Below are 18,892 nucleotides of genomic sequence, written 5' to 3' on the forward strand. Positions count from 1 at the left end.
CATGCATGCCGAACCTTTGATCGACGCGTTGCACGGCGGTGCGGATATCCCGGTCGGGAACGTGCCGGACGTATTGCCGCATCGCGGCACGATGCTGCTGCTCGATGCGATCGAGCGCTGCTCGGAAACCGGCATCGAAGTGAGCGCGACCGTGCGCCGCGATGCGTGGTATGCCGACGGCAGCGGGGCGATGCCGGCGTGGATCGGCATCGAGCTGATGGCACAGGCGATCGCCGCGCACGTCGGCCTGCTCGCGGCACATGCGGGCGGCCGCGCGAAGCCGGGCGTGCTGCTCGGGGCCAACCGCTATGTCGCGTATCGCACGACGTTCGGCGCGGACACGGTGCTGCGCATCGTCGCGCGGGAACTGTTGCGCGGCGACGAGGGGCATGGCGCATACGAATGCGCGATTCATGCCGAAGGTCAGTGTTGCGCGGAAGCCGTCGTCAAGGTCTACCAACCAAACGATTTCCAATCTTTTATCGAAGGGAGCTTCAATTCATGACTCGGCGAGTTCTCGTGACAGGGGCGAGCCGCGGCATCGGCCGCGCCGTGGCACTGCGCGTGGCGTCCGACGGCTTCGCCGTGACGGTTCATTGCCGCACCGGGCGCGAGGCAGCGGAAGCGGTCGCCGCGACGATTCGCGCGCAGGGCGGCACGGCCAGCGTGTTGCAGTTCGACGTGCGCGATCGTGCGGCATGCCGGCGCGAGCTGGAGGCCGACGTCGAAGCGAACGGCGCTTACTACGGGATCGTCTGCAACGCAGGCGTGACGCGGGACGGTGCATTTCCGGCGTTGTCCGAAGAGGACTGGGACGTCGTGATCGAAACCGGGCTGGACGGGTTCTACAACATCGTTCATCCGCTGACCATGCCGATGGTGCGCCTGCGTAGCGGCGGACGCATCGTGACGATCGCGTCCGTGTCGGGCGTGATGGGCAATCGCGGCCAGGTCAACTACAGCGCCGCGAAGGCGGGCTTGATCGGCGCGACCAAGGCGCTGGCGGTCGAACTGGCATCGCGCAAGATCACGGTCAATTGCGTTGCTCCGGGGCTGGTTGACACCGGCATGCTCGACGACGTGCCGCTCGAGCACGCATTGAAGACGGTGCCGATGGGCCGCGTCGGTCAACCCGACGAAGTCGCGGCGGTAGTCGGCTTCCTGATGTCGGATGCGGCGACCTACGTCACCCGGCAAGTAATCGGCGTCAACGGCGGGATGGTGTGATGAAGCGAGTGGTCGTGACGGGGATGGGTGGCGTGACCGCCTTCGGCCAAAGCTGGCCGGAAATCGAGGCGCGCTTGCGCGACGGGCGCAATGCGGTGCGGCGCATGCCGGAATGGGATTGCTACGAAGCGCTGCATACGCGGCTCGCGTGTCCGTTGCCGGCCTTCGAGTTGCCGGGCACGTATCCGCGCAAGAAGACGCGTTCGATGGGGCCGGTTTCGATGTACGCGGTGCGCGCGAGCGAACTCGCACTGGCGGATGCGGGGCTGACCGACGATCCGTCGATCCGGGACGGCCGGATGGGCGTCGCGTACGGGTCGTCGTCGGGATCGGTCGAACCGATCCGGGCGTTCGGCACGATGATCGAGACGGGTTCGATGCGGGACGTCACATCGAACAGTTACGTGCAGATGATGCCGCACACGACGGCGGTCAACGTCAGTCTGTTCTGGGACCTGAAAGGCCGGATCGTGCCGACGTCGTCCGCCTGCGCGTCCGGCAGCCAGGCGATCGGCTATGCCTACGAGGCGATCGCGACGGGCAAGCAGACGCTGATGCTGGCGGGCGGTGCGGAAGAATTGTCGGGCCCGGCGGTGGCGGTGTTCGATACGTTGTACGCGACCAGCACGCGCAACGATAACGCGAACCTGACGCCGCGCCCGTTCGACGCCGATCGTGACGGCCTGGTTGTCGGGGAAGGTGCGGCGACGCTGGTGCTCGAGGAATACGAGCACGCGATCGCACGCGGCGCGACGATCCATGCGGAGGTCGTCGGCTTCGGCTGCAATTCCGACGGTGCACATATCACCCAGCCGACGGCCGGGACGATGGCGGTCGCCATGCGTCTCGCGCTGGGTGACGCGGGGCTCGATGCCGATGCGATCGGCTACGTCAACGCGCACGGTACGTCGACCGATCGAGGCGATGTGGCGGAGAGTCACGCGACGGCGTCCGTGTTCGGTGAGCGTATGCCGATCAGTTCGCTGAAAAGCTATGTGGGTCATACATTGGGCGCATGCGGCGCGCTCGAGGCGTGGTGGACGATCGAGATGATGAAGCGCAACTGGTACGCCCCGACGCTCAATCTCGAGACAGTCGATCCAGCCTGTGCACCGCTTGACTACATCGTCGGCGACGCGCGACGGATCGATGTGGAATTCGCGATGAGCAACAACTTCGCATTCGGCGGAATCAACACGTCGTTGATTTTCCGGCGGGCCGGCCGATGACGGCGCGCGTCGTCGTCACCGGGCTCGGCATCGTGTCGTGCCTCGGTAATTCGCTGGACGAAGTATCGGCCGCGCTGCGAGCCGGTCGCTCGGGCGTGAGTCACGTGAGCGCATGGCGCGAGCGCGGGTTTCGCAGCCAGGTCGCAGGGGTGGCGTCGGTCGCATCGGCGGCGCGTTTTTCGCGCAAGCACGAACGGTTCATGGGCGACACGGCGCGCTTTGCGGCGCATGCGGCCGCGTCGGCGCTCGACGATGCGGGCATCGATGCCGGGATGCTTCGTTCGCCGCGCGCGGGCGCGATCGTGGGGTCGGGCATCGGATCGATGGCCGATTACGACGATGCGATGACGATTGCGCAGCATCGCGGTATCGACAAGACGCCACCTTATGTCGTCCCGAAGGCGATGGGCAGCACGGCGTCGGCATGTGTTGCGCAGTTGTTCGGCATCGAGGGCGTGTCGTACTCGCCGTCGTCCGCGTGCACGAGCGCGGCGCTCGCGATCGGGCAAGCGACGCAATTGATCCGGTCCGGTTGCCAGGACATCGTGCTTGCTGGCGGGAGCGAGGCGCTGCACGACAACATGACGTTGATGTTCGACGCGATGGGTGTGTTGTCCGGCAGTTTCAACTGTACGCCGGATAGCGCGTCGCGTCCGTATGCGCTTGGCCGCGATGGCTTCGTGATCGCGTCCGGCGCAGGCATTCTCGTGCTCGAATCGCTCGAGCACGCGCGTGCGCGTGGTGCGCGAATTTACGCGGAGGTCACCGGGTTCGGCCAATGCACGGACAGCGCCGGCATGGCGACGCCTCACGCGGCGGGGATCGCGCGGGCGATGCGCGGCGCGCTGGACGGCGGCGGACGGCGTCTGGACTACGTCAATACGCACGCGCCATCGACGCCGCTCGGAGACATCGAGGAACTGAAGGCGCTCATCGACGTATTTCGGGGCGACGTGCCGGCGTTCTCGTCGACGAAAGGCATGACGGGGCATCCGCTCGGCGCGAGCGGGGCGCATGAAGCGATCTACACGATCCTGATGATGCGCGACGGATTTGTCGCGGGCACCGCTGTCGGCCGCGAGCCCGATCCGGCAATCGCCGGCATGCCGCTCGTTCGCGACGCACGCGAATGGACGATCGAGCGGGCGCTGTCGGTTTCGTTCGGATTCGGCGGCAGCTGTGCAAGTGTGTTGTTGGACGCCTGGAAGGGCGATTGATGTGAACTTACTGAGCTGAGAGGACGATAACAATGAAGCACAAACGACATCTGGCCGGCATGTTGGTCGCGGCATCGTTGCTGACGGGGTGCGGCACCGTGGTCCGTTCGCTGCCTCTGCCGGCAGCGGCGACGGCATCGGACGCGAGCGGCGTCGCGATCTATTTCGGTGCGCAGCCGCACCCGGACGTCAAGACCAGCATCGGTCCGCGTTCGGAATCGGTCCGTGTGTCGCGCGGGACGCAAGCGGAACGGCCGACGTGCGACCAGGCGTTGGCCGAAGCGCTGAACCGTCTGCGCGTCTATGCGAAGAATCATGGCGGGAATGCGGTCATCAACGTGACGACACGTTTTCATGAGAAGCGCTCAAATTCGACGAGCGAATATACGTGCGGCGTGAGCGGCAGTGCCGGTGCGATCGCCGTGTCGGGCGACGTCGTGCAGCTGAACGCGCAATAACGGGAGCGCACGTGAAATATCGCATTGCACTGGCGCTGTTCGGCGCGATGTTCGCGGTCTCGGTTGCACATGCACGCGACACGATCAACGATTATCCGATCGAAAGCGCATTGAAGAGCGAGGAAGGCAAGCTCGACAATGGCATCGCGCTCTATTTCGGCGATCAGGCGCATCCGCGCGTCATCAAGTCGTACGGTTCGTTCGCGACCAACAAGAAGACCAATTCATTCGGCAAGAGCGACGAGGCGGCGTGCCAGCACGTATTCCTGTCGGCCGTGATCGAGCTTCAGGCGCGCGCGCGAAAGGAGGGCGGCAATGCCGTCATCGGCATCAAGAGCAATTACCGCAACGTGTTGCGATCCAGCGCGACCGAGTTCACGTGCGGTGCCGGTGCGATCGTGGCCGGGGCAGCACTGACCGGCGAGATCGTGACGTTGAAGCCGTAATCGGCACGCGTCGGGAAGGGGCCGCCAGACGGCGGCCTTGTTCGCTCAGGCAGGTTTGCGTGCAGCGACGTTGACGAGCGTCTCGCGGCGCTTGCCAGGCTTCGGTGCATACAGGCCGATGCGCTCGAGCAGGCCGAAGTCTTTCGCGCGGCTCCACCAAAGGTAGGGAAACGACACGTTGCACGGTTCGAACGCAAACCCGGCGTGGCGGAGCATCGCAAGGTAGCCGTCGGCGCTTTTCTGAACCTGCATCGGGTGACGGAACAGCAGACGGATCACCCATGACTTGATGTACGCATCGGTCGATTCGGCGAACAGCAGCAGCCCGCCGGGTTTCAGCACGCGGCGAAAGTCGGCCAGTGCATGTTCCTGGTCGACGAGATGGTGAAAGGTCTGATGGCAGAACACGATGTCGACGCTCGAATCGGCAAGCGGAATCTGCGTGCAGTCGGCGCGATGCAGTTCGACGGGCGTTGCGCAGCGATGCGCCTCTTGCGACGCATGCTCGAGCGAGTCATCGTGGCAATCGATGCCGATGATCTTGTCGGGCGAGAACGCTTCACTCAGCAGGCGGAACGATTTACCCTGGCCGCAGCCTGCATCGAGGATGACGGGCGCCGTCGGCAGCGGCGCCGCGACAAGCCGCTTCAGATCGTCGATGGCCACCCTGAGCACGTGATGTTCCCAGGTATGCGTGCGAAGAAACCAGATGCCGAATCGGGTTTCGGGAACATAGGCGGGAGCGTGCGTGCGGTAGGACGTCATGGGCCTCTCGTCGGAATCTTGGATTTGTTGAGCGCCTATTGTAATTTGCAACGTCAAATCGTGGCGTGAGAAACGTAAGATACCCAATCAATCGAAGTGAATTGGCAAGCATGAGTGAAATGAAATCGAATTCGATCGATGTCGCGATCATCGGGGCAGGGCCGTCCGGTGCAGTCGCAGCCGCGCTGCTGCGCAAGGCCGGCCGCTCGGTGCTGGTGCTCGAACGTCAGCATTTTCCGCGCTTTTCGATCGGGGAAAGCCTGTTGCCCCAGAGCATGCGGTATCTCGAAGAGGCGGGCATGTTGCAGGCAGTCGTCGAGGCCGGCTTCCAGTTCAAGAACGGCGCGTATTTCGTTTATCGCGACAGGATGTCGTCATTCGATTTCCGCGAGAAGTTTTCCGAGGGCTGGGGAACGGCGTATCAGGTCGAACGCGCAACGTTCGACGATCTGCTGATCCGGTGTGCGGCCGAACAGGGCGCGGACGTGCGATTTGGCCATACCGTACGCGCTTTCGAGCCCGGCGATACGCCGCGGCTCGACGTCGTCGACGAGGCAGGCCACGAATATTCCGTTCAGGCGTCGTTCGTACTCGATGCGAGCGGGTTCGGTCGTGTGTTGCCGCGCTTGCTGGGGCTCGAGGCGCCCACCGGCCTGCCGACGCGCGCGGCCATCTTTTCGCACGTCGAAGACAGCTTGCCTGCTGGATCGACCGATCGAGACAAGATCTGCATTGCTGTCCATCCGGTGCGCCGCGATGTGTGGTTCTGGATGATTCCGCTGACGAACGGACGTTCGTCGGTCGGGTGTGTGGCCGACGCCGGATTTCTGGACGTGCCGGAGGCGCAGCAGGAATCGCAGTTGCGCGAATTGCTGCAGAGCGAGCCGACACTGTCGCGGCTTGTCGGCAGCAAGCCCTTCGTGATGCCGGTGCGTCGCATTTCGGGCTATGCGTCGAATGTCGAGTCGCTGCACGGCCGCGGCTATGCATTGCTCGGTAACGCGGGCGAATTTCTCGATCCGATCTTCTCGTCGGGCGTGACGATCGCGCTGCGGTCCGCTCATCTGGCCGTTGCCGTGCTCGAACGGCAGTTGCGCGGTGAGACCGTCGACTGGGCGCGCGATTACGACGTCGCGTTGCGCAAGGGCATCGACACCTTCCGCGCCTTCGTCGAGCGTTGGTATTCAGGGACGCTGCAAGACATCGTGTTTCATGAAGACAAGGCATCCGACGTGAAGCGTATGGTCTGCTCGATCCTGGCCGGCTACGCGTGGGACGAGTCGAATCCGTTTGTGCGGGAACCAGCGCGCGGCCTCGACGTGCTCGCCGAATTCTGCCGTTCCGGCGGCCTCGGCTGATTCACCTGTCAGCCGAGCGGGCGGGTGCGCGCTGGCGCGCCTGGCGCATCATTCGTCGCGACAATCGTGGCGGCGCGCGCCAGGCGCCGAGGGAGGCCCCCGACGCCCGGCTCGCCTGGCTGTCTGATCAGCTCCCCTGCAGCCGGATATCGCGCGACGACGCGCCCACATACACCGTCCCGCCCGGCACGACCTTCCATCCGTTGCGCGACGTGTCCCACACGCTCTGCATCCGCGGCGACACGATCACGCGGACATGCCGTGCCTCACCCGGGTTCAGCCGGATCTTTTCCCAGCCGACCAGCCGCTTCGGCGGTTCGTCCTTGTACGGCACGCCGAGATAGACCTGCGGCGTTTCCGCACCGGCGACGCGGCCGTCATTGCGCACGGTAAACGCGACGCTCAGCGAACCGTCCCGTTGCCGCGACACCGACAGGCCCGAATACGCGAAGTGCGTGTACGACAGCCCGTAGCCGAATTCGAACATCGGCTTGATGTTGCGCGCGTCGTACCAGCGGTAGCCCATGTTCAGCTTCTCCGCATAGACCGGATCGTTCTCGAACGCGCCGTTTTGTCCCCACGCCGGCGAATCCTGGTCGCGCGCCGGGAACGTGACGGGCAGCTTGCCGGACGGATTGACCGCGCCGAACAGCACGTTCGCGATGGCCTTGCCGCCGCCTTCGCCGGGATACCACGCCTCGACGATCGCCGACACGTTGTCCTTCCACGGCATCAGCACCGGATTGCCGCTCTGGACGACGACGATCGTATGCGGATTCGCACGCGCGACCGCTTCGACGAGTGCATCCTGGTTCGACGGATTCGCAAGGCTCAGGCTTTGCAGGTCACCGAAATCCTCGCCGGCCGGCTGCGCGACCACGACGATCGCGACATCCGAGCGGCCCGCGAGTGCCGCGGCCTGGTCGATTTCCTGTTGCGTGTACGCGCGGAACGGCGACTGCTGATCGCTGTTGCCCGCGAACGTGACCTGTGCCGCCGGCGCGAGCGCGCGGATCGCCGCGACGATCGGCACGTCGACCTTGAGCCACGGATTGCGCCACCAGCTGCAGCCCGTCGACGATCCGAACGTCAGCCCGCCGCAACCCGCGAACGAACCCGTGACCGGATCGCGCGTGTTGCCCGAGCCGCCGCCCGACAGCACGGCCGCGTCGGCGTGGCCGCCGATCACGGCGATACGCGACAACGCCGCGGCCGCCAGCGGCAACTGGTTGCCGTCGTTCTTCAGCAGTACGATCGACTGCTCGGCGACCCCCTGTGCGAACCGATTCGCGGCCGCGAAATCGATCGTGCCGCCGCCCTTGGCCGGATCGTCCATCACGCCGACGCGAATCATCACGGCCAGCTTGCGGCGCACCATGTCGTCGAGGCGCGCGGTCGACACCGAGCCGTTCGCGATCGCCTGCTTGACGGCGGCCGGCGTCAGGTAGACCGACGGCCCGACGTCCTCTTCCTCGTCGAGCCCGGCGTTGATCGCGGCGGCCGTGCTGTGCGTCGCGCCCCAGTCGGATTGCACCTGCCCCTGGAAGCCCCATTCGTTCTTAAGCACGTCGTTGAGCAGGTGATTGTTCTCGCACGCATACGTGCCGTTCAGGCGGTTGTAGCTGCACATCACGCTGCCAGGCTGCCCGCGTTTCGCGGCGATCTCGAACGGCAGCAGGTAGAGCTCGCGCAGCGTGCGCTCGTCGATCTGCGTGTTGCCGCCCATCCGGCCATGCTCCTGTTCGTTGCCGGCATAGTGCTTGATGGTCGCGATGACCTTCTGCCGCTGCGTGGCGAGTGTGCGCTCCGCGAGCAGGTCGCCGGCGAGCAACGGATCCTCGCCGAGATACTCGAACAGGCGGCCGCCGCGCGGTTCGCGAGCGAGATTGGTGCCGCCGGCGAGGCCCATGCCGAACCCTTGCGCGCGCAACTGGATCGCGACCTGCTTGCCGAAGTCGTACGACAGGCGGCGATCCCAGCTCGCGGCGACGGCGATCGTCGCGGGAAACGTCGTACTGGCCTGCGACGTGCTGCCGGAACCGGTCGCCGAGTCGACCATGTTGAGATCGGGAATGCCGAGCCGCGGCACACCCTGGATGTAGCCGGCCCCGCCGCCCGGCACCTTCGACATTTCGTATTGCGAATGGATGAACTGAAGTTTCTCGTCGAGCGTCATCTTGCGCACGAGGAGGTCGGCGCGTCGTTGCACGGCGGAAGACGCGAACGCGTCGGCGGCGTCGCCCGGTGCATTGAAATCGGCGTTGCCCGCGTAAGCGGTGGTGCAGAGGGTCGCTGCCAGCACGGCGGCCGGCCAGAGTGTGTCCCGCATGTTGCTCTCCATGATCGTATTGCCGGTTGTTCGAATGATGTCTGGAGCTGCGCACGCCCGGTGGATTCGCACCGGACGCATTCGGCTGGCGATGCAGGGTGATTGCGCGTCGGCATGCCAGGCCAGGCGGGGAATCGTTACGGCCGGTTGGGCCCGATCGAACAACGCGGACGGCGACGCGGACCGTCCGACGCTGCCGAATCGGATGTAGCGATTCTCTGCAGCGGCCAATCGTACGAATGTAGTTTGACTACAGCATCGGTATTTCTACCGATACGTATGATCTTTTTTCGAGATGGTCGCGCGGTGTGGGGAAAAGGCAGTAAGCGTTCCTGATTGTGCGTCTGCAGCAGGGTAAGAAGTACCTGCGCGCGAGCGTTTGGAAGGGGGAGGCGCAGAGGCGTGTGCCCGTGCGACGCCGCTCGTTGCGCGCGCATCGAACGCGACATCGCGGCGCTCCGGCCGCTTCGGCGAAATCGGGGCGGCCTGTCCGGACTCGCTAGCCGCGTCGCGCGACGGGGCTGCCGGGCAGCGGTATCCCGGCGCGATAGACGACGGTTGCAAGCGCCGCGGCGACGGCAGCCTCGGCCGTCAGTACGGCGGCGGCGGCGCCCAGTTCGGCGAAGTACTTCGCGAGCACAGGCACGAGCACGATGTTCAGAATGCCCGATGACATGAGCACGCGAGTGAATTCGGACTTCATCCCGAGCGGCAGCATCGTCTGCACACCGAAGAGGTCGGTCATCCCGGCCATGAAGGGAATGAAGGCCATCCACCGCAGAACCTGGACCGTCGGTTCGTACGAAGGCCCGTACAGGATGCGCACGGCGAGCGGCGCGCCGAAGAAGATCGCGAGCGAGATGCCGAGCACCATCGCGACCTGCACGACGAACAGCTTGCGCAGGAAGGAAAACGCATCGTTTCGCGCATGCCGCATCAGATAACTGATGCGTGGATAGGTGGCGGCCTTCAGCGGCTGGAGCATGCTGAGCGCCGCGCGGATCAGCTTGTCGCCGGCGGCGAAATAGCCGGCCGCGACGTTGCCCGACACGAAGCCGAGCAGCACGGTGTTGGTCGACGCATAGAACGCAATCGACGTCGATGCGAGGAACACCTGCCAGCCGCCTTTCAGCGATTCGGCGATGTCGGCGAAACCGACGCGAACGAAATCGATTTCGCGCTGGGCATACAGATAGACGGCCAACACGAGCGCGGACAGCGTCGGGACGGCGGCGTTGACGATCATCGCGCGGTCGATGTCCGCCGGGCTGTGCACGAGCGCGAACATCGCGGGCAGGCTCAGGATGCGGCCGACGAACAGGATCACGCTCAGCGCGCGCAACTTCTCCATGCCCTGGAAATACCAGCCTGGCGTGAACGCCACGCCGGCCACCATTCCGAAGCCGATCAGCAGCAGGTCGCGGTCCTCGCCGAAGCGGCCGACGAGGACGATCAGCCCGATCAGCACGACGAAACAGATCACCGCGATGCCGATCTGCGCATACAGCGTCGCCCAGAAGATGCGAGAGCGTTCGGCGCGGTCGTCGCGGGCGAGCGCGATGCGCGGCGTGGCGGTCAGGTCGAAGCTGTAGCTCGTGCAGTTGGTGAGATACGCGATGACCGCAAGCGAAAACGCGAGCTGTCCGTAGCCTTCCGGGCCCAGCGCATGCGTGAGCAACGGTGCGATCAGCAGCGGCACCGCATACATCGAAATCTGCAGCGTCAGCAGCAGCAGGAAATTCTTCTTGATGTTTGACATTCGCTTGGTCGGCGCCGTGGGTGTCGCTGGGCGGCGGCGCGCGTGCCGCCGTGCGCTCGCGCGGCCGGTCGGCGCTGACCCGGCTGCGTGGGTTCGCGGCCCGTTCCGGCTGGCGCCGGTTTCATCCGGCGATGCCGGATACGGCCACATCGTATGGCGGTCATGATACGGGCCGAGCGGGACGGCAGTGTTCGCGAGCCTACCTTTCGAGGATTCGGTGCGCATGTGCGGCGCGAATCGCGACCGCGCGCGCCTCGTTGTATCGCCGCAGTGATGAATGCATTTGTAAGCTGGCGCACCGAAGAATGCTCGGGCCGAGTGCTCTAATCGAACGACTGTTTGGGTTCGCGGCGGAAAGGCTTGACGACGACTCAGGCCGGCAACCTGCCGCAGCGGGACCGGGACAACGCATGGCGAAGGTCGAACGAGTCGCGCAGGGGCGCGGCGAAGGTCTGTCGCCTGAAGGCCGTGCTTGTCGCGCAGTCACATGATCGTGGAGTGACCGATTCCGGTGGAGCCGCCGGAACGCGTGTTCGCATCCGATAACAAATACCGATCCGAGGAGTACCGATTGAAGCCGATAACGTTCGGCAGCTGCGTGGGGTGGCTGCACGAAGGACAGACGACACAAGGCGTGATCCTGTGCGAATCGCTGGGTCACGAAGCTTCATGGACGCACAAGCTCATGCGGGCGATCGCTGAGCGGTTGGCCCGCGAGGGCGTCACGGTGTTGCGATTCAGCTATCCGTGCACCGGCGACTCGGCGGGCGACGATCGCGATGCCGGTCGACATGCCGCGAGCGTCGCTAGCATTCACGACGCGATTGACCTGCTGCGCGATCAGGCCGGCGTCACCGCGCTGACGCTCGTCGGGATTCGCGCGGGCGCGCTGTTCGCGATGCTGGCCGCCGCGGGTTTCGGCCCGCGCCCGGCGCCGCGTGTCGACGCACTGGTGGCGCTGGCGCCCGTGGTGCGCGGCCGCGCCTACCTGCGCGAGCTGTCGTTCGTGCATCGCCAGTGGCTCGATACCACGTCTCCCGCCATCCGCGTCGCGCATCGCGACGAACCGTGCATGAACGTGCTGGGGCACCGCTTTCCCGCCGATTTCGTCGACGCGCTGAAGGCGGTCGATCTGTGCGACGTCGTGCGCGATGCGCCGACGTTGCCCGGCGCGATGTTGCTGATCCAGCCCGATCAGGGCGACGGGCCCGCATTGCGTGAAGCGTTGCTCGAGCGCGGCGTGAACGTGGCCAGCGATCCGTTCCGCGAATGGCCGACGACGATGCTGGACGGCACGCGCTCGCGCCTGCCGCTCGCGGCGATCGACACACTCGCGAACTGGATCGTCGCACGCGCGCCGGGTATGGCGACTGGCGTCGAGACGCCGTCGCGAGCGGATCCGGCGTGGAATGGCGAATCGGCCGTCGCGCTCGACTTGCACGACATGACCGAGCAGGTCGTCGCGGTCGGTCCGGACCGGCTGGTCGGCGTGCTGTGCCGTCCCGCCGACACGCGGCCGACGAATCCGGTGGGGCCGGCGGTCGTGATCGCGAACACGTCGACGAATCCGCGCAGCGGCGAAGGGCGCTTCAGCGTGCGCCTCGCGCGCACGCTGGCACGCGCCGGCGTGACGACGTTGCGGATCGACGTGCAGGGCGTCGGCGATAGCGGGCCCGCTGCGCTGGACGATCAGTCGGGCGTCGTGTATTCGGCGCAGTCGAGCGACGACGTGGCCGCTGCCGCGGACTGGTTGCGCGCGCTCGGTCACCCGGAGGTCGCCGCGGCCGGCATTTGTTCCGGCGCCTATGCCGCGTTGCATGCGGCCGTGAAGACGCCGTCGCTCGGCGGCGTGATCGCGATCAATCTCGCCCGCTTCGTGTGGCCGGCCGGGCTCTCGCTCGAGGTGGTGCAGAAGCAGCGGAACAACTCGGTGCGCGGCTACTGGCTGTCGGTGCGCGACTGGCAGAAGTGGAAGCGTCTCGTGCGCGAACGGCGCGACCTGCGGCCCATCGTGCGGGCCGTGGCCGCGAATGCGATTGCGCGGGTCAGCGTGCCGGTGAAGGAACTCGCCGCGCGCGTCGGCTGGAAGCCGGGCATCGGCACGCCACGCGGCGTGATGCACGAGCTTGCGCGGCGCGACGTATGGACGACGCTGGTATACGGCGCGCTCGATCCCGGCATCGACGATGTCCGGCGTCACTTCGGCGCAATCGAGTGTGCGTTCCGGCGCTCGCGTCACGTGCGTCTGCATCTCGAGCCGCAGGTCGACCATGCGGTGTACGGCGCGGTCGGCACGGACATCGTGATCGACCGGTGCATGCAGGCGCTGGGCCGCGACGCGGCCCGACCGGTCGCGCGCGTCGCCGATCCGGCCACACCCGAAGCGGCCGCGCGATCGTACGCGAGCGTGTCGGTCGGCCGGTCGTGATGCGTGCGGCATCGTACGCGTCGGGCGCTTCGGGGTGCGATCCCCGTTACATATGAAGATCGGCGTTCGGTGGGGTCCCTCACAGACGCGCCGTTCGCCGTGGTGTCCAATCCCGTATCGGCTCACCGCCTGTCACGTCGCGACATGACCGGCCGGGATGCGTCAGTCCGGAACACCCGGTTGCTCATAGGGCGACTTCGCGTAGGGCGACTCGTACAACCTGTCGCTGCGCCATACGTCGTCGGCGGGAGCAACGGCCACGCGCGAGCGATGCGGCCGCCCCGGCACGAGCGGCCGGCGCAGCATGCCACGGGCGCGCGTGTCGGGCTGGACCGCGGCGCTGGCGGCGGGACGCATGAAGGCGGGCGTCGCGACCCCGGAGGCGGTTGCTGCGGGACCGGCGGCGTCGTTTGTCGCGGCGGCTTGCGCCGAACGTTGCAGCGGTGCCGGCGGAAGCACCGCCGACGATGCGAGCGCCGGCGCGTCGGCCGGGACGGCGGGCAACGTCTGCGCATTGACGGCGCAGGCAATGCCGGCCGAGATGATGCAGACGAGTGACGAAAGCGACGAAGAGCAGTTCATGACGAATCGTACGGAATGACGTGCGGTGTAGAGGGAGGTGCGGCGCCGCGATGCGAGCCGCGCCGGCAAGCGTAATGCCGGAATTCGCCGCGTTCGGCGGGTTACCACACAGTTTTGGAAGGGCACGATGTCAATCACCACGCAACCCGAATCGACGCCAGGGACGCCGCGGCCATGCACGGGCGGCACCCGTCGCGCACCGTGGCTGTCGCGCATGGCGATCGTGGCGGCCGCGTGCGCGCTGAGCGCATGCGTGCTGTCGCCGGGCATGACGTACCGGGCGCCTGCCGACCGTGACGCGAACGCGCGCGTGAGCGCCGATGCGTCGGGCTCGGGCGGCCTCGACGGCGTGCAGAACGTGTCGAGCGAGGAGCTGATCGAAATCACACCGGCATTCGTCGCGCAGCAGCACGCGGGCCGGCCGGCCGATGTCGACGCGGAAATCCGTCAACTGTTCGGCAAGCCGAAGCCGTACGCGATCGGCCCCGGCGACGTGCTCGGCATCGTCGTGTGGGATCACCCCGAGTTGAACTTGCCGACGACGCAGACGATGGGGAGCGGCGACGGTGTCGGCGCCAGTTCGGTTGCGACCGGTTACACGGTTGACGCCAACGGCAACGTGCAGTTTGCGTACGCCGGCCTCGTGCACGTGGCGGGGTTGACCGAGGCGCAGGCGCGCGCGCTGCTGACGAAGCGGCTCGGCGAATACGTGCGCAAGCCGCAGATCGCGCTGCGCGTGCAGACCTATCGCAGCAAGCGTGTCTATCTCGATGGCGAGGTGCGCACGCCGGGTCTGCAGATCGTCAACGACATGCCGATGACGTTGCCCGAGGCGATCGACCGCGCGGGCGGCTTCACCCCGACGGCCGACCGCTCGCAGGTCTCGGTCACGCGCGGCGACAGGACCGTGAACGTGAGCCTGCCCGCGCTGATCGCCGCGGGCGTGAACCCGTCGAACATCCTGCTGCGCGACGGCGATCTCGTGCGCGTGCGCGCGGCGAGCGACGCGAAGGTGTTCGTGCTCGGCGAGGTGTCGCGGCCCGCGACGCTGACGCTGACCGACGGCCGGATGAGCCTCGGCGAAGCGCTCGGCGACACAGGCGGCGCGAGCCAGTACACGTCGGACGCGCGCCAGGTGTTCGTCGTGCGGCGCGGCCCTGACAACCGTCCGCGGGTGTACCACCTCGACGGCAGTTCGCCCGCGTCGTTCGCGCTGGCCGACCAGTTTCCGCTCCAGCGTCGCGACGTCGTGTTCGTCGATGCGTCGTCGCTGGTGCGCTGGAGCCGTGTCGTCAACCTGTTGATTCCGTCGTCCGCGCAGGGCGCGCTGACGGCCAAGGCGATTTCGCCGTGACCCTCGTGACCCATTTCGTCATCGCGACCGCGCGTCGCGCCTACGGGACTGATACCGTATGACTTCTTCGACCCTGCCCGACCCGCACGGCGGGCCCGCCCTGCGGCCGTCCTATCCGGTGCGCCGCTACTGGAGCATGCTGTACGGCGGCCGGCGCCTGATCCTTTGCACAGCGCTCGCGGGCGCGCTCATCGGCGCCGTGTATGCGCTGTGTGCGGCTCCCGTCTACCGGACCGACATCCTGTTCCAGGTCGAGCAGAGCCCGACCGACTCGAAATCGACGTCGCCCACAGGCGATCCGTCATCGGTGTTCGACCTGAAGACGGACGCGTCGACCGAGATCGAAGTGCTGAAATCCCGCGCGGTGCTCGATCGCGCGATCGACAGCACCAATCTGGCCGTCGACGCACGGCCGCACTACCTGCCGCTGATCGGCTGGCGGCTCGTGAACGCGGCCGACGGGGTGTCGTCGCCGTTGCCGGGCGGCTATGTGTACGGCACCGAGCGCATCGACGTGCCGACCTTCGACGTGCCCAAGCGCCTGCTCGGCAAGCGGTTCGCACTGACCGTCGGCGACGACGGCGCCTACACGCTGCAGCGTACCGGCTGGTTCGGCCGAAGCGGCCCGGCATGGCAGGGGCGCATCGGGCAGCCGCTGCATGTCGAGACGCCGCAGGGGCCGCTCGACATCTTCGTGCGCGGCGTGGCCGGCAAGCCCGGCGCACGCTTTGAGCTGACGCGCTACAGCGACGAGGAGGCGACGGCCTGGCTGCAGAAGAACGCACTGATCTCGGAGCGCGGCAAGCAGTCGAACATGGTCGGCGTGACGCTCGACGGGACCGATCCCGTACACGACAGCCGTGTGCTGAACGCGATCGGCGACGCGTACCTGGCGCAGAACACGCAGCGCAAGTCCGAGGCGGCCGACAAGCTGATCCGCTTCATGGACGCCCAGTTGCCGCAGCTCAAGGCGCAGCTCGAAAAGGCGGAAAGCCGCTTCAACGCATTCCGGGCCTCGCACGGGACGGTCAATACGAGCGACGAGGCGCTGGCGTTGCGCCAGCAGTCGGTCGACATCGAGACGCGCGTGCAGACGCTGCAGCAGCGGCGCGAGGAATTGCTGACGCGCTTCATGCCGAAGCATCCGGCCGTGGTGGCCGTCGATGCCCAGCTCTCCGACGCGCAGCGTTCGCTCGACACGACACGCAAGCAGATTCAGCAACTGCCTACCGTCGAGCAGGGCGTGCTGCAGTTGCAGCGCGATGTGGCCGTCGACACGGCGCTGTACACGAACCTGCTCAATACGCGTCAGCAGATGATCCTCGCGCGGGCCAGCAAGACTGGCACCGTGCGGATCGTCGATACGGCGAAGGTCGCCGAGCAGCCGATCGGTCCGCATCGCGGGGTCGCCGTGATCGCCCTGCTGATGGTGGGCCTGCTGGCAGGCGCGGCGATCGTGATCGTCCGGCAGCGCATCGTCGGCACGATCGGCGATGCCGAGGAAATCGAATGGACGACAGGGCTGCCCGTGTTCGCGACCGTGCCGCACAGCCCGGCCGCGGCGCAAGCGGAATTGCGCCCGAAGGCCGGACGGCGCGGCGCGCGCACGCCGGTTCCGCCGGTGGCCGTGCAGGACGCGGCGCTCGAAAGCCTGCGCAATTTCCGCGCGGCGCTGCAACTGTCGATGCCGGGCGCGTCGAATCCCGTCGTGCTGATCTCCGGGCCGACGACGGGCGTCGGCAAGTCGTTCGTCGCCGCGAATATCGCATCGCTCGTCGGCGCGGCGAAGCGACGAGTCCTGCTGATCGATGCCGATCTGCGCAAGGGATCGCTGCACGAGCGGTTCCGCTATAGCCGCGCACCGGGCCTGTCGGACGTGGTGGCAGGCACCCACAGGCTCGACGAAGCGACCAAGCGCGGCGTCGTGCCGGGTCTCGATTTCATCGCGATGGGCAGCGTCGTGCCCGATCCGGGCGAACTGCTGCTGCAGCCCGCGCTCGCCGAACTGATCGAGCAGGTCGCATCGCGCTACGACATGGTCGTGATCGACGGGCCGCCGTTGCTGCCGGTGGCCGATGCGCTGGTGCTCGGTCGCCTCGCGGGAACCGTGTTCCTCGTCGCGCGCAGCGGCGTGACGACGCTCGCCGAACTCGACGAAAGCGCGCGACGGCTCGAACACGCGCATATCGACGTGCGCGGTGTGGTCCTGAACGATTACAAGGGCGCGCCGGGACGTTACGACTACGGCTATACGGATACGAACACGCATCAGGCCGCGTCCGGATATGCCGGGGTGATCGCGCCGCGTCAACGGGTGGAACGGGTGTCATGAACCGGCGAGCGGGCGGCGCACGGGGCGAGCCACGACAGCGCCCGGCGACGATGCGCAGGATGGCGCGCGTGCGCGGTGGCGGGGGCGGTTATACGGGCTATTGGTGGGAGGATCCGGCGCGCCTCGTGCTGATGTTCATCCTGCCGTTGTACGGATTGCTGTCGCTCAGCCTGCTGGGTGACCAGAAGTCGATTGCGCGGATCTACTTCGACGGCTACTACGCGTTCGTCGGCGCGCTGTTCCTGATGGTGGTGATGGCGGCGTCATGGCTCGCGACGACCGAAGTGCGGACGCGACGCGGCCCGCCGCCCGCCGAGGTCGAACTGTCGCCTCGCGTGCTCGATTTCGTGTTCGCGCTTGCGCTGTTCGGCTACGCCTTGTTGCTGAGCGGCATCGTCACGCATCCTGCACTGCTGGTCGCGTTCGTCCGCGGTGAAGCGAATGCATACGACATGCTCGATCTGAAAGGGCGCATCACGGGCCTCAGCACGTTCACGCAGGCGACCGCACCGTACGTTGTCCTGTATTTCTATGTGTTCAGGACCCCGGTAAAGGGACTGAATCGCTACAAGATCTACTTCGCCGTGCTCGCGGTGCTGACACTGCTGCGCAGCTTCATCTTCGCCGAGCGGCTCGCGCTGATCGAAATGGTGATGCCGCTTGCGCTCATGGTCGTGCGATTCCGCCTCGGCGGCAGGTATTCGCGGTTGCTGACGTTCGGCCCGTATGCGGCGATCCCGCTCCTGTTCGGGCTGTTCATCGCGAACGAGTACAACCGGTCGTGGGAAGCCTATTACGTCAACATCTACGACAACCTGTTCGATTTCGCGCTCGAACGTCTCGGCCTGTATTACTCGACGTCGTTGAACAACGGCGCGGGAATACTGAGTGTGCTGGGCTGGGACCAGGGCCACCCGATGTTCACGTTCGACTGGCTGCTGCGTTTCCCGATCATCGGCGCGACGTTGCAGCCGTGGCTCGACTCGGGAGACAGCATCAACCTGTTCCTGAACGGCTACGCCGATCCGGAGTTCAATAATCCGTCGGGGATTTTCGTTCACTTCTACGAGTGGGGCTGGTTCGGCTTGTTCGACGCGCTCGTGCTCGGCTGGGCGGTCGGCCGCAGTTATGCGGGCTGGCGGAGCGGGAACGGCTTCTGGTGTTGCGTACACGCGGTGCTGTTCGTGTCGGTCATGGAAGTCATGCGGACTCCAAACCTGTTCAGCGGGCGGAATTTCGTTCCGGTCGTACTGCTCATCGCCGTATTTCACTGGTTCGCCAAGGCTCGGGCACGCGCGGCGCCCGATGTCGCCGGCGCCGGATCAGATGGAGACGGAAGCAGGCGCGCCATCGCGCGCGGGAATCGCGCCGCGGACATCGATCCAGTGTTGTCGCGATAACAGCAAGG

The 18,892-nt window shown here is 66.4% G+C and carries 15 protein-coding genes; 11 read left to right on the top strand and 4 right to left on the bottom strand.

Features of this window, described 5'->3' with window-relative positions:
• Nucleotide 1: 1 nt before the first annotated feature.
• Genes WS45_RS12880 through WS45_RS12905 form a run of 6 tightly spaced genes read left to right on the top strand, consistent with a single transcriptional unit; the run spans nt 2 to nt 4,577 of the window.
• Complete coding sequence (locus WS45_RS12880; RefSeq protein ID WP_059700172.1) at nt 2-505, top strand: hotdog family protein; 504 nt, start codon at nt 2-4, stop codon at nt 503-505.
• Nucleotides 502-1,227 (top strand): 3-ketoacyl-ACP reductase FabG2, encoded by a 726-nt coding sequence (locus WS45_RS12885; protein ID WP_059525124.1) that lies wholly within the window; start codon nt 502-504, stop codon nt 1,225-1,227. The genes WS45_RS12880 and WS45_RS12885 overlap by 4 nt, the downstream gene beginning before the upstream one ends.
• Nucleotides 1,227-2,456 carry a beta-ketoacyl-ACP synthase gene (locus tag WS45_RS12890; protein WP_059700174.1) on the top strand — a complete coding sequence of 410 codons (1,230 nt, stop codon included), beginning with the start codon at nt 1,227-1,229 and terminating at the stop codon, nt 2,454-2,456. Before WS45_RS12885 ends, WS45_RS12890 begins: the two co-directional genes overlap by 1 nt.
• Nucleotides 2,453-3,673, top strand: a complete 1,221-nt coding sequence (locus WS45_RS12895; protein ID WP_059700176.1) for a beta-ketoacyl synthase N-terminal-like domain-containing protein — start codon at nt 2,453-2,455, stop codon at nt 3,671-3,673. The genes WS45_RS12890 and WS45_RS12895 overlap by 4 nt, the downstream gene beginning before the upstream one ends.
• A gap of 32 nt (nt 3,674-3,705) precedes the next feature.
• A complete protein-coding gene (locus WS45_RS12900) occupies nt 3,706-4,131 on the top strand; it encodes a hypothetical protein (RefSeq protein WP_059700179.1) in 426 nt (141 codons plus the stop codon).
• Nucleotides 4,132-4,142: 11 nt separating this feature from the next.
• Nucleotides 4,143-4,577 carry an excinuclease ABC subunit A gene (locus WS45_RS12905; RefSeq protein WP_179949243.1) on the top strand — a complete coding sequence of 145 codons (435 nt, stop codon included), beginning with the start codon at nt 4,143-4,145 and terminating at the stop codon, nt 4,575-4,577.
• Between the two features lie 45 nt (nt 4,578-4,622).
• Here WS45_RS12905 and WS45_RS12910 read toward each other — a convergent pair whose 3' ends face one another.
• Nucleotides 4,623-5,342 carry a class I SAM-dependent methyltransferase gene (locus WS45_RS12910; RefSeq protein WP_059700181.1) on the bottom strand — a complete coding sequence of 240 codons (720 nt, stop codon included), beginning with the start codon at nt 5,340-5,342 and terminating at the stop codon, nt 4,623-4,625.
• A gap of 110 nt (nt 5,343-5,452) precedes the next feature.
• Between WS45_RS12910 and WS45_RS12915 the strand changes: the two genes are divergently transcribed.
• Nucleotides 5,453-6,700: an NAD(P)/FAD-dependent oxidoreductase gene (locus WS45_RS12915; protein WP_059700183.1), complete on the top strand. Its 1,248-nt coding sequence runs from the start codon at nt 5,453-5,455 to the stop codon at nt 6,698-6,700.
• Between the two features lie 127 nt (nt 6,701-6,827).
• Here the strand turns inward: WS45_RS12915 and WS45_RS12920 are convergent, their stop codons facing one another.
• Entirely contained in the window at nt 6,828-9,029 is a 2,202-nt protein-coding gene (locus WS45_RS12920; protein WP_059690209.1) for a glycoside hydrolase family 3 C-terminal domain-containing protein, read from the bottom strand.
• A gap of 499 nt (nt 9,030-9,528) precedes the next feature.
• On the bottom strand, nt 9,529-10,788 hold the full coding sequence (locus tag WS45_RS12925) for a flippase (RefSeq protein ID WP_059700184.1): 1,260 nt from the start codon (nt 10,786-10,788) through the stop codon (nt 9,529-9,531).
• Nucleotides 10,789-11,359: 571 nt separating this feature from the next.
• On the opposite strand from WS45_RS12925, the gene WS45_RS12930 reads away from it, so the two are divergent.
• Complete coding sequence (locus tag WS45_RS12930; RefSeq protein ID WP_059700585.1) at nt 11,360-13,216, top strand: serine aminopeptidase domain-containing protein; 1,857 nt, start codon at nt 11,360-11,362, stop codon at nt 13,214-13,216.
• A gap of 162 nt (nt 13,217-13,378) precedes the next feature.
• On the opposite strand, the gene WS45_RS33415 is transcribed toward WS45_RS12930, so the two are convergent.
• Nucleotides 13,379-13,798, bottom strand: coding sequence for a hypothetical protein (locus WS45_RS33415; RefSeq protein ID WP_082721908.1), 420 nt, complete (start codon nt 13,796-13,798; stop codon nt 13,379-13,381).
• Nucleotides 13,799-13,925: 127 nt separating this feature from the next.
• On the opposite strand from WS45_RS33415, the gene WS45_RS12940 reads away from it, so the two are divergent.
• From WS45_RS12940 to WS45_RS12950, 3 genes are read left to right on the top strand one after another with little or no spacing between them, the layout of a single operon-like run.
• Nucleotides 13,926-15,152 (top strand): polysaccharide biosynthesis/export family protein, encoded by a 1,227-nt coding sequence (locus WS45_RS12940; protein ID WP_059700187.1) that lies wholly within the window; start codon nt 13,926-13,928, stop codon nt 15,150-15,152.
• 58 nt (nt 15,153-15,210) lie between these two features.
• The gene (locus tag WS45_RS12945; protein WP_059700189.1) at nt 15,211-17,484 is read left to right on the top strand and encodes a polysaccharide biosynthesis tyrosine autokinase; all 2,274 of its coding nucleotides are present in this window, start codon (nt 15,211-15,213) and stop codon (nt 17,482-17,484) included.
• Nucleotides 17,481-18,884: an oligosaccharide repeat unit polymerase gene (locus tag WS45_RS12950; RefSeq protein ID WP_059700192.1), complete on the top strand. Its 1,404-nt coding sequence runs from the start codon at nt 17,481-17,483 to the stop codon at nt 18,882-18,884. The genes WS45_RS12945 and WS45_RS12950 overlap by 4 nt, the downstream gene beginning before the upstream one ends.
• Nucleotides 18,885-18,892: the final 8 nt, after the last annotated feature.

The organism is Burkholderia sp. RF2-non_BP3 (assembly GCF_001522185.1).
Lineage (GTDB): Bacteria > Pseudomonadota > Gammaproteobacteria > Burkholderiales > Burkholderiaceae > Burkholderia > Burkholderia diffusa.

Excerpts from the sequence above, each read along its gene's own strand:
- WS45_RS12900 (WP_059700179.1), top strand. The coding sequence starts at position 3,706 with ATGAAGCACAAACGACATCTGGCCGGCATGTTGGTCGCGGCATCGTTG.
- WS45_RS12895 (WP_059700176.1), top strand. The coding sequence starts at position 2,453 with ATGACGGCGCGCGTCGTCGTCACCGGGCTCGGCATCGTGTCGTGCCTC.
- WS45_RS12890 (WP_059700174.1), top strand. The coding sequence starts at position 1,227 with ATGAAGCGAGTGGTCGTGACGGGGATGGGTGGCGTGACCGCCTTCGGC.
- WS45_RS12950 (WP_059700192.1), top strand. The coding sequence starts at position 17,481 with ATGAACCGGCGAGCGGGCGGCGCACGGGGCGAGCCACGACAGCGCCCG.
- WS45_RS12885 (WP_059525124.1), top strand. The coding sequence starts at position 502 with ATGACTCGGCGAGTTCTCGTGACAGGGGCGAGCCGCGGCATCGGCCGC.
- WS45_RS12945 (WP_059700189.1), top strand. The coding sequence starts at position 15,211 with ATGACTTCTTCGACCCTGCCCGACCCGCACGGCGGGCCCGCCCTGCGG.
- WS45_RS12880 (WP_059700172.1), top strand. The coding sequence starts at position 2 with ATGCATGCCGAACCTTTGATCGACGCGTTGCACGGCGGTGCGGATATC.
- WS45_RS12910 (WP_059700181.1), bottom strand. The coding sequence starts at position 5,342 with ATGACGTCCTACCGCACGCACGCTCCCGCCTATGTTCCCGAAACCCGA.
- WS45_RS12915 (WP_059700183.1), top strand. The coding sequence starts at position 5,453 with ATGAGTGAAATGAAATCGAATTCGATCGATGTCGCGATCATCGGGGCA.
- WS45_RS12925 (WP_059700184.1), bottom strand. The coding sequence starts at position 10,788 with ATGTCAAACATCAAGAAGAATTTCCTGCTGCTGCTGACGCTGCAGATT.
- WS45_RS12940 (WP_059700187.1), top strand. The coding sequence starts at position 13,926 with ATGTCAATCACCACGCAACCCGAATCGACGCCAGGGACGCCGCGGCCA.
- WS45_RS12920 (WP_059690209.1), bottom strand. The coding sequence starts at position 9,029 with ATGCGGGACACACTCTGGCCGGCCGCCGTGCTGGCAGCGACCCTCTGC.
- WS45_RS33415 (WP_082721908.1), bottom strand. The coding sequence starts at position 13,798 with ATGAACTGCTCTTCGTCGCTTTCGTCACTCGTCTGCATCATCTCGGCC.